Annotated in this window: 12 protein-coding genes; 3 read left to right on the top strand and 9 right to left on the bottom strand. The window is 48.3% G+C overall.

Going from position 1 to position 14,926, the window contains the following annotated elements; translation table 11 throughout:
- Positions 1-68 precede the first annotated feature (68 nt).
- The gene (locus tag NYE36_RS03560; RefSeq protein WP_003155735.1) at positions 69-761 is read left to right on the top strand and encodes an MgtC/SapB family protein; all 693 of its coding nucleotides are present in this window, start codon (positions 69-71) and stop codon (positions 759-761) included.
- 36 nt (positions 762-797) lie between these two features.
- On the opposite strand, the gene NYE36_RS03555 is transcribed toward NYE36_RS03560, so the two are convergent.
- The 5 genes from NYE36_RS03555 to NYE36_RS03535 all read right to left on the bottom strand — a co-directional run bounded on the left by NYE36_RS03555 (position 798) and on the right by NYE36_RS03535 (position 8,240).
- Positions 798-1,793, bottom strand: coding sequence for a phosphotransferase enzyme family protein (locus NYE36_RS03555; protein ID WP_082999067.1), 996 nt, complete (start codon positions 1,791-1,793; stop codon positions 798-800).
- Positions 1,794-2,030: 237 nt separating this feature from the next.
- Positions 2,031-3,227 carry a CamS family sex pheromone protein gene (locus tag NYE36_RS03550; protein ID WP_007408912.1) on the bottom strand — a complete coding sequence of 399 codons (1,197 nt, stop codon included), beginning with the start codon at positions 3,225-3,227 and terminating at the stop codon, positions 2,031-2,033.
- Positions 3,228-3,242: 15 nt separating this feature from the next.
- The gene (ligA, locus tag NYE36_RS03545; RefSeq protein ID WP_032867576.1) at positions 3,243-5,249 is read right to left on the bottom strand and encodes an NAD-dependent DNA ligase LigA; all 2,007 of its coding nucleotides are present in this window, start codon (positions 5,247-5,249) and stop codon (positions 3,243-3,245) included.
- Between the two features lie 24 nt (positions 5,250-5,273).
- Positions 5,274-7,493, bottom strand: coding sequence for a DNA helicase PcrA (pcrA, locus tag NYE36_RS03540; RefSeq protein ID WP_007408910.1), 2,220 nt, complete (start codon positions 7,491-7,493; stop codon positions 5,274-5,276).
- A 57-nt stretch (positions 7,494-7,550) separates the two neighbouring features.
- Complete coding sequence (locus NYE36_RS03535) at positions 7,551-8,240, bottom strand: heptaprenylglyceryl phosphate synthase (RefSeq protein WP_025284376.1); 690 nt, start codon at positions 8,238-8,240, stop codon at positions 7,551-7,553.
- A 195-nt stretch (positions 8,241-8,435) separates the two neighbouring features.
- Between NYE36_RS03535 and NYE36_RS03530 the strand changes: the two genes are divergently transcribed.
- Positions 8,436-10,010: an FMN-binding glutamate synthase family protein gene (locus NYE36_RS03530; protein ID WP_015239320.1), complete on the top strand. Its 1,575-nt coding sequence runs from the start codon at positions 8,436-8,438 to the stop codon at positions 10,008-10,010.
- Between the two features lie 35 nt (positions 10,011-10,045).
- Here the strand turns inward: NYE36_RS03530 and NYE36_RS03525 are convergent, their stop codons facing one another.
- The 3 genes from NYE36_RS03525 to NYE36_RS03515 are packed head-to-tail and all read right to left on the bottom strand — an operon-like array spanning position 10,046 to position 13,122.
- On the bottom strand, positions 10,046-10,357 hold the full coding sequence (locus tag NYE36_RS03525) for a YerC/YecD family TrpR-related protein (protein ID WP_003155745.1): 312 nt from the start codon (positions 10,355-10,357) through the stop codon (positions 10,046-10,048).
- A gap of 2 nt (positions 10,358-10,359) precedes the next feature.
- Positions 10,360-11,355 carry a DUF3048 domain-containing protein gene (locus NYE36_RS03520; protein WP_265451269.1) on the bottom strand — a complete coding sequence of 332 codons (996 nt, stop codon included), beginning with the start codon at positions 11,353-11,355 and terminating at the stop codon, positions 10,360-10,362.
- A gap of 24 nt (positions 11,356-11,379) precedes the next feature.
- Positions 11,380-13,122 carry an adenine deaminase gene (locus NYE36_RS03515; RefSeq protein ID WP_113766636.1) on the bottom strand — a complete coding sequence of 581 codons (1,743 nt, stop codon included), beginning with the start codon at positions 13,120-13,122 and terminating at the stop codon, positions 11,380-11,382.
- Positions 13,123-13,243: 121 nt separating this feature from the next.
- Between NYE36_RS03515 and NYE36_RS03510 the strand changes: the two genes are divergently transcribed.
- A complete protein-coding gene (locus NYE36_RS03510) occupies positions 13,244-13,474 on the top strand; it encodes a DUF2892 domain-containing protein (RefSeq protein WP_017419030.1) in 231 nt (76 codons plus the stop codon).
- 169 nt (positions 13,475-13,643) lie between these two features.
- Here the strand turns inward: NYE36_RS03510 and purD are convergent, their stop codons facing one another.
- Positions 13,644-14,912 (bottom strand): phosphoribosylamine--glycine ligase, encoded by a 1,269-nt coding sequence (purD, locus tag NYE36_RS03505; protein WP_265451270.1) that lies wholly within the window; start codon positions 14,910-14,912, stop codon positions 13,644-13,646.
- Positions 14,913-14,926 lie beyond the last annotated feature (14 nt).

Genomic DNA, 14,926 nt, shown 5'->3' with positions numbered 1-14,926 from the left:
CTGCTATAAATACTGTGAGAAAATCATATCAATTTATTATAAGAAAAATTGCGGAGGTGCTGTGCAAATTGAGCTGGCCTATCGAACCAGACATTTTATTAAAGCTGGGCATTGCCACGCTGATCGGCATGATCATCGGTCTTGAACGCGAGCTGAAAAACAAACCGCTCGGACTGAAAACCTGTATCGTCATCGCCGTCAGCTCCTGTATGCTGACGATCGTCAGCATTAATGCGGCATATCATTTCCCAAAATATTACCGAATCATGATGGATCCGCTCCGCCTTCCCGCCCAAATCATTTCCGGCGTCGGTTTTATCGGCGCGGGCGTGATCCTGCGTAAAAGCAATGACGTCATATCCGGCCTGACGACATCGGCCATCATCTGGGGCGCAGCCGGGCTCGGTCTGGCTACAGGCGCCGGCTTTTATAAAGAGGCGTTCGCAAGCCTCTTGTTTATCCTGATCAGCGTCGAATTTCTTCCGTGGCTGATCAGAAAAATCGGTCCCAACCGCTTGAAGGAAAAAGATATCCGCGTGAGAATGTCTCTTTCAGATAAAGACAAAATGACCGAGATTTTAAAGGAAATGAAAAGCAAACAGCTCCGCATTCACTCCGTCCGGATTGATGATCTGGGCGAAAAAGAATTTCCGATTATGGAAGTGAAAGTCAGTGTTCATAAAAACCGCTACACTACTGACGTCTATTATGATATTAAAGAAATTCAAGGTGTCGTCGGAGTGAAGTGTGATACGTTATAAAAAACGCCGGGCTGGATTCAGCCGGCGTTTTTCTATTTATACGAATGCAGAAAAGTTATACTCCGTAATCGGGGTTTCATTTTCGATATCGCGCCTGAAGGTTTTCAGCATCTCAAGTTCCTCGTCCCCGAGTGAATTGAGGTCAAACGCCTGATGCAATAATCCGTAGATCAGCATATGGCGCAGCCGGAGGAAATCCGGGATGTGTTCAAACCATGCGGGGTCAAGGTCATTTTCTTCCCTATAGCCTTTCATAAAGTGAGTCATGAATTCACCCGTAAACGCGGCCTTGTCTTCATACGGGATGACCGGATACCACAACATGTTGTACAGCAGAATACTGATATCATTCACAAACCAATTGTAGCCGATATCATCAAAATCAAATGCAGTGATTTTTCCGTTGTCCCAATTGAAATTGCCGTGGTGCAGATCGGCGTGCACAAGGCCATAGTTTTCAGGGTTCTTCGGCAAACGGCGCAGTTTTTCCATTAGAGCATCCGCCCGCTCAAATACGAGATGCTGATCTGCGGGCACGTATTTTCTCAGCTTCAGCTGCTCCTCTTCATCCCATTCCTGCCTTTTATATGTCGGATCGCTCAGACGGTAGCTTTTCGTCAGCCGGTGCATGTTCCCCGTGTACTTTCCAAGCTCGTAAAACAGAGTTCCGTTCCAGTCTGATTCCTCCACTTTGCGTCCGGGCGCTTTTTCATAGACTCTTACTAAAAACGCTCCGCCTTTTCCATCCGGCACTTCTTCGACATCTTTGCCATTTAATGAAGGAATCGGCTTTGCTGCTGAAAGCCCTCCCTTTGCCAGATGATGAAGCCATTCCATTTCTCCGAGAATATATTCCGGTGTTCTTCTGATCGTATGCGTAATTTTTAAAATATAAGGTTCGTTATCTTTCACAATTTCATATACGTAGTTCTCGGCGTCCGCAATAAATTGAAACTTGGTAAAGCCGTATATTTCACCTGCTTCAGCGAGCACCTTATCTTCCTCAAAAATCGCTTTAATATCTTTATGCATGCTGATTCACCCTTTTCATAACGTTTGTAGGCGGTGTGTGTACTCAGCAAATGTCATTCATCAACATTCCTGCCCTTCTTCTTTCACAGCAGATTAGTAACATCCGCTTAGAATGAAATGTGTTTTCCTGTTAATTCCTGATTATACAAATATCTTAACATACCTCATTTCCTCGCTCCAACGATATCACAATAAAAAAAACCCTTGCTCATACAGAAATGAACAAGGGCATCTTGGTTAATCGTAAATATGGACGGTCGGTTCTTTGTCACCCGCATTGCGGACGATCAGCGCTTCCTGCCCGTCAGACGAGGTAATGTTAATTTCGACATCAACTGAGCCTTTTGAATAATAATCCATCAGCTCACCTGTTAAGTATTGGGTGAAGGCGATGACTTCGCTTTTCCCGTAAAATTGCATCGGGATTTCAATCTTCATTTTTCTCATTTCATCGTTTTCGTACATTGCCGTTCCGACGACTCCGGTGTAATTCGGGAAGTAGCTGTCGATGGCGTTTTTGAAGCGTTTAAATACTTCAGAATCATCAGGGTATTTCTTTGCCGTGTCTGTATCCGCCGGATAGAAGACGTACTTTTCTTTGACATCATCCCAGTTTGAAATGGTGGATGAGCCGGCTTTGACTTCTGTTTTTGCAATGTAATTCCCCGGTACGATTGATGTTTTCGGCGCTTGTTTATAAAGGGCGACGGTAATCGGCACATTTTTCAGGTTATCCATTTTCCGAAGGCGGTTAACGACTTCCTGGGCGATTTCTTCACCGTGGCTGCGGATCGTTTTGTCACTTAGCTCCACTTCCTGCTGCGGATCACCTGTGTTTTCACGGTAATAGTATACAGAGTTGAGAGCGAGACCGATCATGATACCGCCAAGCTGGATGGAATTTTTATCTTTTCTTACTAAGTAATCCTGCTCAAGCATGGACGCTAAGTAAATCGGGCTGTTTTCATTTTTCTCTTTTGCCGATCCCGAGCTTGGCAGCACGGGATTTAAGCCGAGATTCTGAAAATTGGAATCTGCCTTTTTCGCCTTTTTCAGATCACTGCCTTCTTTTTTGCGGTCAAGCCAGCTGAGTACCGTGTCCTCATCTAAATACTGGCCTTCCTGATACAAATAGTCATCCGTCGGGAACGTGTCTTGAGCGAGCCGCATCAGACCCGTCTCGAATTCATCGATGTCCAGCCTCGTGTTCAGCCGGTCCGCAGTCAGGCCGCGCGCTTTTCCGGCCTTAAACGGAAGCACCATTTTATAGTAGGAATCAGAGATATTATATTTCGGTATGATCGCTTTTTCAGAAGACTTTGCCGTTTTCTGCGTGATCTCTTCCTCTTTGTTCCCCCCGAAACTCGGCGAACAGGCCGACAGCATGAGTACTGCCGCCGTTGCCGTCGCCGCCAATGCCAACATCTTTTTCAATAGAAAACACTCCTCTTATTTCTTTAGCTCTCCCAATAGCTGTGCTTCATTCCATACTTCAATATTTAATTCCTGCGCTTTTGTCAGCTTGCTTCCGGCCGCTTCTCCGGCAATCAGCAAGTCTGTTTTTTTGCTGACAGATCCCGTCAGCTTTCCGCCGAGCGCTTCAATCTGCGCCTTGGCTTCATTTCTGGACAGCTCTTCAAGCTTTCCGGTTAACACGATGGTTTTGCCGGCAAAATAAGAGTCGCTGTCCTCCGCTTTTACTTTTTTCGGGCCTTTGTAGAGTGTGTTCACACCGAGTTCCTCAAGTTCATTCAATAGCTCAAGCATTTCTTCTTTGCGGAAATAGGTGATAACGGCATCGGCCATCTTTTCGCCGATTTCATCCACCGCAAGCAGCTCTTCTTCCGTAGCTTGTTTCAGATTTTCCAGGCTTTCAAAATGCATGGCGAGTGTTTTGGCCGCTTTTGAGCCGATAAAACGGATGCCGAGACCGAACAGCAGGCGCTCCAGCGAATTCTCTTTCGACTTTTGGATGGAGCTGATCAGATTGTCAGTTGATTTTTCCCCCATCCGCTCAAGCCGGATGACCTGCTCTTTCGTCAGCTTATACAAATCAGCGACATTACGGACGAGATGTTCACGGAAAAGCTGTGTGATGACACGTTCTCCGAGTCCGTCAATATTCATCGCGTTGCGTGAGACAAAGTGAATCAGGCCTTCTCTGATCTGCGCCGGACATTCCGGATTGATGCAGCGCAGCGCGACTTCTCCTTCAATGCGGACAAGTTCGCTTTCGCACTCAGGGCAGCTGGTCGGCATATTGAATTCTTTTTCTTCCCCGGTCCGCTGTTCGATTAAGACATTGACGACCTCAGGGATGATGTCGCCCGCTTTTTTGACGACCACTTTATCGAGAATGCGGATATCCTTCTCTTTAATTAAATCTTCGTTATGAAGGGATGCTCTTGAGACCGTCGTTCCCGCGACTTTTACCGGTTCCAGAACGGCGGTCGGCGTAATGACGCCCGTTCTTCCGACATTCAGTTCGATATCGAGCAGTTTTGTCACGACCTCTTCCGCCGGGAATTTATAAGCAATCGCCCAGCGCGGGCTTTTTGCCGTATACCCGAGCTCTTCCTGCTGGTCGAGCGAATCGACTTTGATGACGATTCCGTCAATTTCATACGGGAGATCGGCCCGCTTCGCCTGCAGCTCTTCGATCATTTCAATGACTTCATCTATCGTGGCGCATTTTTTCCGTTCCTGGTTTGTTTTAAAACCGAGCTCATCCAGAAAATTCAGGCCCTGACTCTGTGTTTCCACACCCATCTCGTCAAGCTCCGCTATACTGTAGACGAAGATGTCAAGATTTCGTTTCGCTGCAATTTTCGGATCGAGCTGTCTGAGTGAGCCCGCAGCCGCGTTCCGGGGATTTGCGAACGGCTCCTCTTCATGTTTCAGCCTTTCTTCATTGAGCGCTTCAAATGACTGTTTCGGCATGTACGCCTCTCCGCGCACTTCTATGGAAAGATTCCGTTTCATTTTCAGCGGAATGTTGCGGATCGTTTTTAAGTTTTCCGTGATATCTTCGCCCGTCGTTCCGTCTCCTCTTGTCGCGCCTCTGACGAAATAGCCGTCTTCATAACGGAGAGAAACAGCAAGACCGTCTATTTTCAGCTCCACATTATAAGCGACGCCGTCACCGACAGCCTGACGGACGCGGCGGTCAAAATCGCGGAGATCATCATCGTTAAATGCGTTGCCGAGACTGAGCATCGGCGTGCCGTGCTGCACCTTTTGAAACGATTCAAGCACCGCTCCCCCGACCCGCTGTGTGGGCGAATCAGGCGTTCTGAGTTCCGGGTGCTCTTCCTCTATGGCAATCAGCTCCTGCATCAGTCTGTCGTACTCGGAATCCGGCACGCTCGGTTCATCTAAGGTGTAATATTCATAACTGTACTGATCGATGGTGCGGCGCAATTCTTCTGCCCGGTGTTTCGCTGTTTCTTTGTCCATCATGTTCTTCCTTTCCTCTTCAGGTTACTGCTTTTCAATCGGCGCAAAAGCGGCAAGCAGACGCTTCACGCCGACTGGGCTCGGGAATGCGATATCAAGCTCGGTGCTTTCGCCTTCTCCTTTTACGCTGACAACCGTTCCGGTGCCCCATTTTTTATGGCCCGCTTTATCGCCGACCGCCCAGCTGAGCGAGTCGCCGCCTGTTTTGTTCGCATAGGAAACGGGACGGGATACGGGCCCGCGTTTTGGCTGCACTTTTCTTCCCGGCTGCATGCGAGGTGTTTTCTTCTCATTTAGGTTCTCCAATAAATCGCCAGGTATTTCCCTGATAAAGCGGGATTCCGGATTCATATTGGTGCGGCCGAATAAGGTGCGCATTTTGGCATTCGTTAAATACAGTTCTTCTTCCGCCCTCGTAATGCCTACATATGCGAGCCTGCGTTCTTCTTCCATCTCGGCTTCTTCCATCAGGGAGCGGCTGTGCGGGAACACGCCTTCTTCCATGCCCATTAAGAACACGACAGGAAATTCAAGCCCCTTAGCGGCGTGCAGTGTCATTAAAGTGACGGCATCCTTTCCGCCTGATTCCTCTTCCTTCTGGTCGAGCTGGTCAATATCCGCAATCAGCGCCAAATCAGTCAGAAACGCGACGAGAGACTTGTCTTCGCTTTTTTGTTCGAAGTTTTTCGTCACGGAAAGAAACTCGTCGATATTTTCAAGACGGCTTTGGGCTTCGATTGATTTTTCGGCCTTCAGCATTTCTCTGTATTCCGTTTTCTCGAGAATTTCTTCCGTGAGTTCCGTAATGGACAGGTAATCCTGCATGTTCGTCAGATTTTCAATCATCGCGCCAAAGCCGTCAAGCGCGTTTGCCGCTTTCGCGCTGACGCCGATGAAATCAACCTGTTTGATCGCCTGGAACATTGACATTCCGTTCATCGCCGCATATGAAGCGATTTTTTCTAGCGAAGTGGCGCCGACGCCCCGCTTCGGCACATTGACGATCCGCGTAAAACTGATGTCGTCGTCCGGGTTTGACACAAGGCGCAGGTATGCGAGAATGTCTTTAATTTCTTTCCTGTCGTAGAACTTGGTTCCGCCGACGATATTGTAGTTCAGTCCGGATTTTAAAAGGGTTTCCTCAATGACGCGCGACTGGGCGTTTGTCCGGTATAAAATCGCGATATCGGAAAGCTTCCGCCGGCCCGAGCTGTGCAGCTCGTAAATTTTGCCCGCGACGAATTGGCCTTCGCCGAATTCATTGTCGCCGCTGTAATAAGAAAGCTTGATGCCTTCGTCATTTTCCGTCCACAGGTTTTTCGGCTTGCGGTTTGAGTTGTTTTTGATCACTTCGTTAGCCGCCTGCAGAATCCGCTTTGTTGAGCGGTAGTTTTGCTCGAGCAGAATCACGTTTGCGCTCGGATAATCTTTTTCAAAGGAAAGGATATTCGCGATATCCGCCCCGCGCCATCTGTAAATGGACTGGTCGGAGTCACCGACGACGCAGATATTTTCAAGACGGGCCGCAAGCTGCTTCACAAGCAGGTATTGCGCCCTGTTCGTATCCTGATACTCGTCTACGTGAATGTACTGGAATTTGCGCTGATAAAACTCAAGCACTTCCGGCACACGCTCGAAAAGCTTAATCGTCGTCATGATTAAATCATCAAAATCAAGCGATTGGTTTTTCAGCAGTTTTTTCTGATAATCGGTATACACGTCACTCGTGACCTGATCGTAGTAGCCGCCGGCCGTTTTTGCGAATTCCTCAGGTTCGATCAGCTCGTTTTTTGCGCTGCTGATGGACCCTAAAATACTTCTCGGATCAAACTTTTTCGGATCGATATTCCGCTCTTTCAGAATCCCTTTAATAACGGAAAGCTGATCAGCCGTATCAAGAATGGAGAAATTTCGGTTGATGCCGATTCTGTCAATGTCCCTGCGCAGAATCCGCACGCACATGCTGTGGAAGGTGGATATCCAGATTTCATCCGCCCCGGGTCCGAGAATGCTCTCTACCCGCTCCTTCATTTCTCTGGCGGCTTTATTTGTAAATGTAATCGCCAGAATGTTCCATGGCGCCACGTGTTTTTCCGCCATTAAGTATGCGATTCTGTGCGTCAGCACACGTGTTTTTCCGCTTCCCGCGCCCGCCATCAGAAGCAGCGGACCGTCCGTCGTCTTGACCGCTTCCTGCTGAACGGGATTTAATCCGCTTAATAATTGATTGCTAATGTAATTCATATCCGTTCACCGCCTATCAAACATATGTTCTATCATAAATCAATTTCGTCCGCTTGGCTACTTTGTCTTTACAGCCGCCACCGTTTTAAGCGCCTGATCAAAATCTTCATATACGGCATTTCCGACAACGATGACATCGGCATGACGGCCGAACCGTTCCGCCGTTTCCGCGTCCTTAATGCCGCCTCCGTAAAACAGGACGGACTTGTCCAGCACAGCCTTCGTTTTCTCCACCGTTTCTATGTCCGCCAGCATCCCGCTGTATTCCAGATAAAAAATCGGGAGATGAAGCAAATGCTCCGCGACCCGCGCATAGGCGAGAATATCTTCTGTTTCTATATGTGTATCCGCCTCCGTCAAAGCGGCCGCCTTACAATCAGGGTTGACGATGCAGTAGCCCTCCGTCACGATTTCCTCCATTGACATGAGCTCTCCGTATTCTTTCATCGCCTGATGATGCATGCCGACAATCCAGTCCGCCTTTTTGCTGTTGAGCACACTCGGAATGAAATAAAGATCAAACCCGGGCACAATGGAATCAATCGTCGACACCTCAAGTACGCACGGCACTAAAAACCGCCGCACCTTTGACATCAGTCTCAGCACATTGTCCTCGGTGATATTGTCGCTTCCTCCGATCACAATGGCGTCAGTCCCTGATTCACAAAGCTGTTCCAGCTGTTCATCCGGTAAATCTTTATTCGGATCGAGTTTAAAAACATGCTTCCACTCGTTAACATCGTACATGCGTTTTCGTTCCTCCATTCGTTTCTTGCCATTTAAACATTATAACAAATTCGTTTGGCCCGGAAAAACGGAAAAAGACGTCATTCACCTGATTCACAAAAAAAGATTGCGCTCCGCCGGACGGGAAACGGCTATGTTTGAAAACAGACAATATGTGGAATGTCAAAGAGAAAAAAGACAAGGAGTCTGATCTCAATGGAACAAGCCATTATCGTACTGATTTGTATATTGATTTTTATTATTTTGGTTCCCGCCGCATTGTTTCTCTGGATATACATAAGAGACGAAAAGCAGGAAGAACATTCAGTGCTGCGCAATTATCCCGTAGCGGGAAAACTGCGCTATATATTTGAAAAAATCGGACCTGAGCTGCGGCAGTATTTATTCAGCAATGATAACGAAGAACAGCCGTTTTCCCGGAGAGAATATGAACAGACGGTCATGTCGGGAAAGTATAAGAGCAGAATGATGGGCTTCGGCTCAGAACGGGATTTCGATCAGCCGGGCTATTATATCCGTAACGCCCTCTTCCCGAAACAAAGGGAGGAGCTGCGCGCAGATCAGACGCCGAAGATCGACACGATGGTATACAAGATTGACAAAGACAACCTGCTGAAACGCAGCGAACACCGCGAAAAGGCAAAAGCGGACCCTTATTACCTGCATCCGGACGATGTTCAAGTGATTGGCCGCGATACATGCAAGAAGCCGTTTTATGTGAAAGGGTTAATCGGACAATCAGCGATGAGCTACGGCTCACTTGGCGACCGGGCAATCACCGCCCTGTCAAAAGGGCTGCACCAGGCCGGCGGCACATGGATGAATACAGGCGAAGGCGGCCTGTCTGAGTATCACTTGAAAGGCGGCGCGGATATTATCTGCCAAATCGGCCCCGGGCTGTTCGGCGTGCGCACTGAAGATGGAGAATTTTCATGGGAAGAATTTAAGAAAAAAAGCCGCCTCGAGCAGATTAAAGCCTTTGAATTAAAGCTTGCGCAAGGGGCGAAAGCAAGAGGCGGGCATATTGACGGTTCAAAGGTGACCGAAGAAATTGCCGCCATCAGAAATGTGCAGCCCGGACAATCCATTGACAGCCCAAATCGCTTCAACGAGTTCTCAAATGTTCCGGACATGCTTGATTTCATTGAGAAATTAAGGACTGTCGGTGAAAAACCGGTCGGCATCAAAATTGTCCCGGGCAGCCGCAAAGACCTTGAAGACCTTATTTCCTGTATGAGTTCATCAGGCAAACTTCCCGACTTTATTACGATTGACGGCAGTGAAGGGGGAACGGGAGCTTCTTTCCATGAGCTGGCGGATTCCGTCGGCCTGCCGATTCTGACCGGCCTCCCCCTTGTTGACGGCCTTTTGAAGACATACGGGATAAGAGATAAGCTGAAAATTTTCGCATCCGGAAAGCTGCTCACTCCGGATAAGATTGCCGTTGCCCTCGCGTTAGGCGCGGATTTTGTCAATATTGCCCGGGGAATGATGTTTTCGGTCGGCTGTATTCGCGCTCAAGTATGCCACACCAATCATTGTCCTGTCGGAGTGGCGACAACCGATCCAAAACTTCAGCGCGCGCTCAGTATCGAAGATAAACAGCACCGCGTCTGCAACTACGTGCTCTCGTTGCGTGAAGGGCTGTTTCACCTCGCCGCGGCGGCGGGCATCAGCTCACCGATTCATTTTTCAGCTGAACACATCGTATACCGGGAGGAAGACGGAAGCCTGAGGGAACTTCCCGGCCTTTTGAATCAGCACGCATAAAAAAAACCGCCTGCCGTCATCGGCAGAGCGGTTTTTTACGTAGCTGAGGAGGATTCTCCTTTGTTTACGCGGTCAAGCGCCATTTCATAGGCGTCGTTACCGTAATTTAAGCATCTCTTCACCCGGGAAATCGTCGCTGTGGAAGCACCCGTTTCGCTTTCAATTTTGTGATACGTATTCCCTTCGCGGAGCATTCTCGCCACTTCCAAACGCTGCGCCAGCGATTGGATTTCATTAATCGTACAAAGATCGTCAAAGAAACGATAGCATTCCTCCAGATCTTTCAGCGATAAAATAGATAAAAATAACTGGTCCAGTTCTTTTCCGCGTAATTTATCGATTTGCATCGTCAAACACCTTCTCCTTTACTAATGGAAGCTGCATCGAGATCAGGCACGATATTAATCCATGTCTTTCCTGGCACAAACGGAAGAATCTCACCGCCTTTTACGGGCAGAATACGGCCGTCTTTATATTCCCAGTCTGACTCTATAACATCGCCGTGCTGAAGCAGGAGGCCCTTCCCCCCTGACTGAATATCGATGGCCCGCCTTCCATCTTTGTCTGTCATGCGATGGCCGGCTTCAACAATAAAAATGTTGCGCATGGCTAAAGGCTTTCCGGTCTCCCGGTCTGTCGCTTTCACACCATCAGAGCTTCTTGTATAAGCATCAGCTTTTTTATCATAATCGTATTCGACAAGATTTGTAATGTTTTGTGTTCCATAATCTATCCGAATATTGTAGGTTTCATTTCCTGGTTTTGCATCTGATGTCTGAAATGGGAGCGGTTCTGTTTTTCCGTTCAGCTTGTATCCTTTTTGTTCCGCCGCCTTCCTGATATTGTCATACGACGTGTAGGAATTGTGGGGCGGCTTGCTGAAATCGGCTCTCCAAAACAGGCTTCCGTCAAAATCCAAACCGTTTATATAATCGTAAGCTCCGGACTCCAGCTGCTTTTTTGCGCCGGGACTCCAGCCATGATGGACAAATATGCTGTTAAACCCGCTGCTGAGCGTGACAAAATATTCCCTCGCGCTCCGCACAGGCCCGACCGTTTCCGGCATCTCACTTTGAAAAATCGCGAGAAACCGTGTAATCCGGCCCTCCGCGAGCGCTTCGATGACAACATCCGCCTTTGACAGCCCGGATTGGGGCCTCGCCTTCGGATGATTGTTCACTGCGACTGCAATCGGACGGCGTTCTGCAAGCTTCTGCTCAGTTTTCAGCCCCGTTAAAGGAGCTTCCGCTTCTTTCGGCTGCACCTGATCGGCATTGTTCTGCCGGCAGGCGGCAAGCAGCAAAAACGCAAAACAAAGCATACAAACGGTTTTCCATCTTTTCATATGTCGGCTCCCTGCTTTTATATTTTAACGCATTATCGATGGAAAGAGTACAGTTTTTTTCATCACGTCGAATATTCCTCTCGGCGTAATGCGGATATAAGGCAGGTGTGTGCTCTGCAAAAAGAGCAGCGTATAGATCGGATCGCAGAATCGGTAGCCCCGCTCCTCCAGCAACGTCCTCAGTTTTTGCTCTTTCTCAAGCACTTCTTCATACTTCTCCGCAGATGCAGAACCGTTTAAGGCGAGGGGAATCTCATGCAGAATCTTCCCGTTTTCGGCAAGCACGATTCCGCCGCCGATTTCTTTCATCCGTGAGAAAGCGAGCAGGATATCTTCTTTATTTTTTCCGGCAGCGATAATATCTCCGGTTGTCGTGTAGGAACTGACAAAGCCCTGCACCCGATCGGCAAAACCTTTCAGCATTGTATTGACCCGCCATTTTCCATGCTTATCGAGAAGCGTGAGATAGCATTCATCATGATCAAAAGAAAGCTGGTCAACAGAATTATCAATCGCAATCATATACGGCTCCATAATGACCGCGTTGCGCATCGTCACACCCATCGGCATTGAAAACTGTAAATCATCCATCGTCATATCATATGAAAGCTCAAGAGGGACAAGACCGCCCTTTTTCCAATCCGTTTCTGTAAACGCATTCATATTTCGGCCGTCTTCCCTCAGCAGGATGCCTTTGGAGATCACCGTGACCGGGTCCGGATTCATCGGGTCATCGAGAATGTTCAATGAAGCAAGCCGTCCCGGACCGACCACACCGAGATAGTCGTCCATCTGATAATACTTCGCGATATTAAAGGAGGCCATATTGTAGGCATCGATCGCCGGAACTCCTTCCTCCAAAGCGATTTTGATTAATTCATTCGTCATGCCGCCTTTATAAAAATGCGGCGTCGCTCCATCCGTCGTGTAGAAGAAATGATCATAATGCCGGAAGCCTTTTTGATGAAGATCCTGCAAAATCGTTCTCAAATCAGGGCGGATGGATGAATGTCTGAGCGAAACATAGTAGCCCAATTCAAGCCGTCTCATCACCTCGCCGCCATCCATCGCCTCGTGGTCGGAATCAGCTCCGAACAGCTTCATCTTCGTCAGTGTTTTTTCAGAGGCTCCGGGAAAATGCCCTTCTATCCGCTTGCGCAGTTTCTTTGTCGCCTGCATGCAATGAAGCATCAGGTCATCGCCGTCCATGAGGCGCGGCCATCCGGTCAATTCTCCGCCTTGAATGACATCCGGGTGCTCAATCCATTGCTTTCGGACATCAAAAGAAAGAAGCTGATCCTCATTCAGCACTTCAGTCTGCAGATCATATCTGGACCACCAGAAATATTGCACCGGCTGTTTTTTCAGTTCCTCCAATATAGTAAGCGCTTTCTTTTTACCGCTGTGCAAAAGAAAAAACAAGTTATCATTAACAAACGTCGTTGTTCCGAATTGAGACACATATTCGGCGAGCGTTTGGGGATTATATATTTGAAAAGGATGTGTATGCGGTTCAATGTAACCTGGCACAATGTATTTTCCTTCACAATTTATGGTATGAATGTGCTCTGCTGCATCAGGAAGCTCATGACCAACATATACAATTCGATCTCCGTAAATCCAGACATTCTTTTTCAGCCATTGTTTTAAAAAAGGATTTAATACGAGAGCATCCCGTAAAAGTAGCGTTGGAAGCAGCTTTGAGTCTACAACATCCGCCTGTGATCTGATGTCTTTATTTTTCCAGTTAAAGGTACGTTCGGACATTCACATACTCTCCTTCGCTTATATTAGACCCATCGTATCACATCCGCACAATTATCGCACGGCTAAAACGTTACAAATTATTGAAGATGGATGAAAAACTTTTTCTAAGGGAGCTGAAATGATGAAACCGAATATCAGTTTATTAAATGCCGTTATGCGCATCACTTGCGGCCTCACCATTTTGTCTGCTGCTTCAGCGAAATACACGAGAAAACCTTGGTGCAAGATGCATCTCTTCTGTATGATGATGGGCGCGATGAAAGCGGCATCCGGCATCCTCCGCTTCTGTCCGGTGACATATATGTTCCAAACCGGAATGAATCAGGATGACAGCCATCAGCAAGAAAAATAACAAGCCGTTTCGGCTTGTTATTTAATTTCTCCTGTCCCGCGAGTCTGAGAAGAATCCTTCTATACGCCGGAGGACTTCATCGATGACTGCGTGTCACACGGCAAGCCGACAGTCTAGGTCGTCTTTTCAGAAGAAAACCCGCATCTTATATGACGCGGGGGTTTCCTCTTTATCGCTGCGATGCTTTCAGCGCACGGGCGCCGATGTCGCTTCTGTAAAACAGTCCGGGTTTTGTCAGCCCTGAAACGGCGCTGTACACTTTATCTCTCGCCGTTTCAAATGTCTCAGCAAATGCCGTGACATTGGCGACCCGGCCGCCGTTTGTAACAAATTGTCCGCCGTCTTTTTTCGTTCCGGCATGAAAAACGGCGATCCCATCTTCAGCGGACGTCAAACTGCCGATCGGAGTGCCTTTCGCATAGCCTTCCGGATAGCCTTCGGAAGCCAGCACAACGCTGACGGCGGCCGTATCCTTCCACCTTAGGTCAACATCCTTCTCATGCAGAAGATCTAAGAGCACCTGAATGAGGTCAGATTCCATTCTCGGCACGACAACCTGTGTTTCCGGATCTCCGAAGCGCGCGTTGAATTCAATGACTTTTGATCCGTTTTCCGTCAGAATCAGCCCCGCGTACAGCACGCCCGTGAAGGAGCGCCCCTCTTTGACCATTGCTTTTGCCGCCGGCTTCACAATCGTTTCGACTGCGCTTCTGACGATATCATCGGAAATGTGCGGCACTGGTGAGTAGGCTCCCATTCCGCCCGTATTCGGCCCTTTATCCCCATCGAAGGCGCGTTTATGATCTTGAGCGATTACCATCGGATAGACGGTCTCCCCTTTTACAAACGCCATTAAAGAAAATTCTTCGCCGGCGAGGAACTCTTCAATGACCACAGATGCGCTCGCCTCCCCGAATTTCTCATCCTCAAGAAAATCATGCAGGCATTCAATCGCTTCTTCTTCCGTCATCGCGACCGTGACACCTTTTCCGGCGGCAAGCCCGTCCGCTTTAATGACAATCGGCGCACCTTTTTGCTGCACATATGCTTTCGCCTCTTCAAATGAAGTAAACGTCTCATACTCCGCCGTCGGAATGCCGTATTTTTTCATTAAATCCTTGGCAAACTGTTTGCTTCCTTCAATGATAGCCGCTTTTTCAGACGGTCCGAAAACAAGCAGTCCGGCTTTTTCAAACTCGTCCGCTATCCCTTCAATCAGAGGAACTTCGGGGCCGATAATCGTCAGCCCGACATGATGTTCTTTCGCAAACGCAATGAGTGCGGCATGATCGCTTTCTTCAATGTTGACCAGCGTCGCGCAGTCTGCCATACCGTCATTTCCGGGCGCGGCGTACACCGTGTCAACAAGCGGGCTTTGCGCCGCTTTCCAAGCCAATGTATGCTCTCTGCCGCCTTTTCCGATAATCAATACATTCACGCTTCGTTCCCCCT

Source organism: Bacillus sp. FSL R5-0593 (assembly GCF_038603755.1).
Lineage (GTDB): Bacteria > Bacillota > Bacilli > Bacillales > Bacillaceae > Bacillus > Bacillus velezensis.
This window is presented reverse-complemented; position numbering and strand designations above follow the sequence as displayed.

Excerpts from the sequence above, each read along its gene's own strand:
- NYE36_RS03510 (WP_017419030.1), top strand. The coding sequence starts at position 13,244 with ATGAAACCGAATATCAGTTTATTAAATGCCGTTATGCGCATCACTTGC.
- NYE36_RS03535 (WP_025284376.1), bottom strand. The coding sequence starts at position 8,240 with ATGTACGATGTTAACGAGTGGAAGCATGTTTTTAAACTCGATCCGAAT.
- ligA (WP_032867576.1), bottom strand. The coding sequence starts at position 5,249 with ATGGACAAAGAAACAGCGAAACACCGGGCAGAAGAATTGCGCCGCACC.
- NYE36_RS03520 (WP_265451269.1), bottom strand. The coding sequence starts at position 11,355 with ATGAAAAGATGGAAAACCGTTTGTATGCTTTGTTTTGCGTTTTTGCTG.
- NYE36_RS03515 (WP_113766636.1), bottom strand. The coding sequence starts at position 13,122 with ATGTCCGAACGTACCTTTAACTGGAAAAATAAAGACATCAGATCACAG.
- pcrA (WP_007408910.1), bottom strand. The coding sequence starts at position 7,493 with ATGAATTACATTAGCAATCAATTATTAAGCGGATTAAATCCCGTTCAG.
- NYE36_RS03525 (WP_003155745.1), bottom strand. The coding sequence starts at position 10,357 with ATGCAAATCGATAAATTACGCGGAAAAGAACTGGACCAGTTATTTTTA.
- NYE36_RS03530 (WP_015239320.1), top strand. The coding sequence starts at position 8,436 with ATGGAACAAGCCATTATCGTACTGATTTGTATATTGATTTTTATTATT.
- NYE36_RS03555 (WP_082999067.1), bottom strand. The coding sequence starts at position 1,793 with ATGCATAAAGATATTAAAGCGATTTTTGAGGAAGATAAGGTGCTCGCT.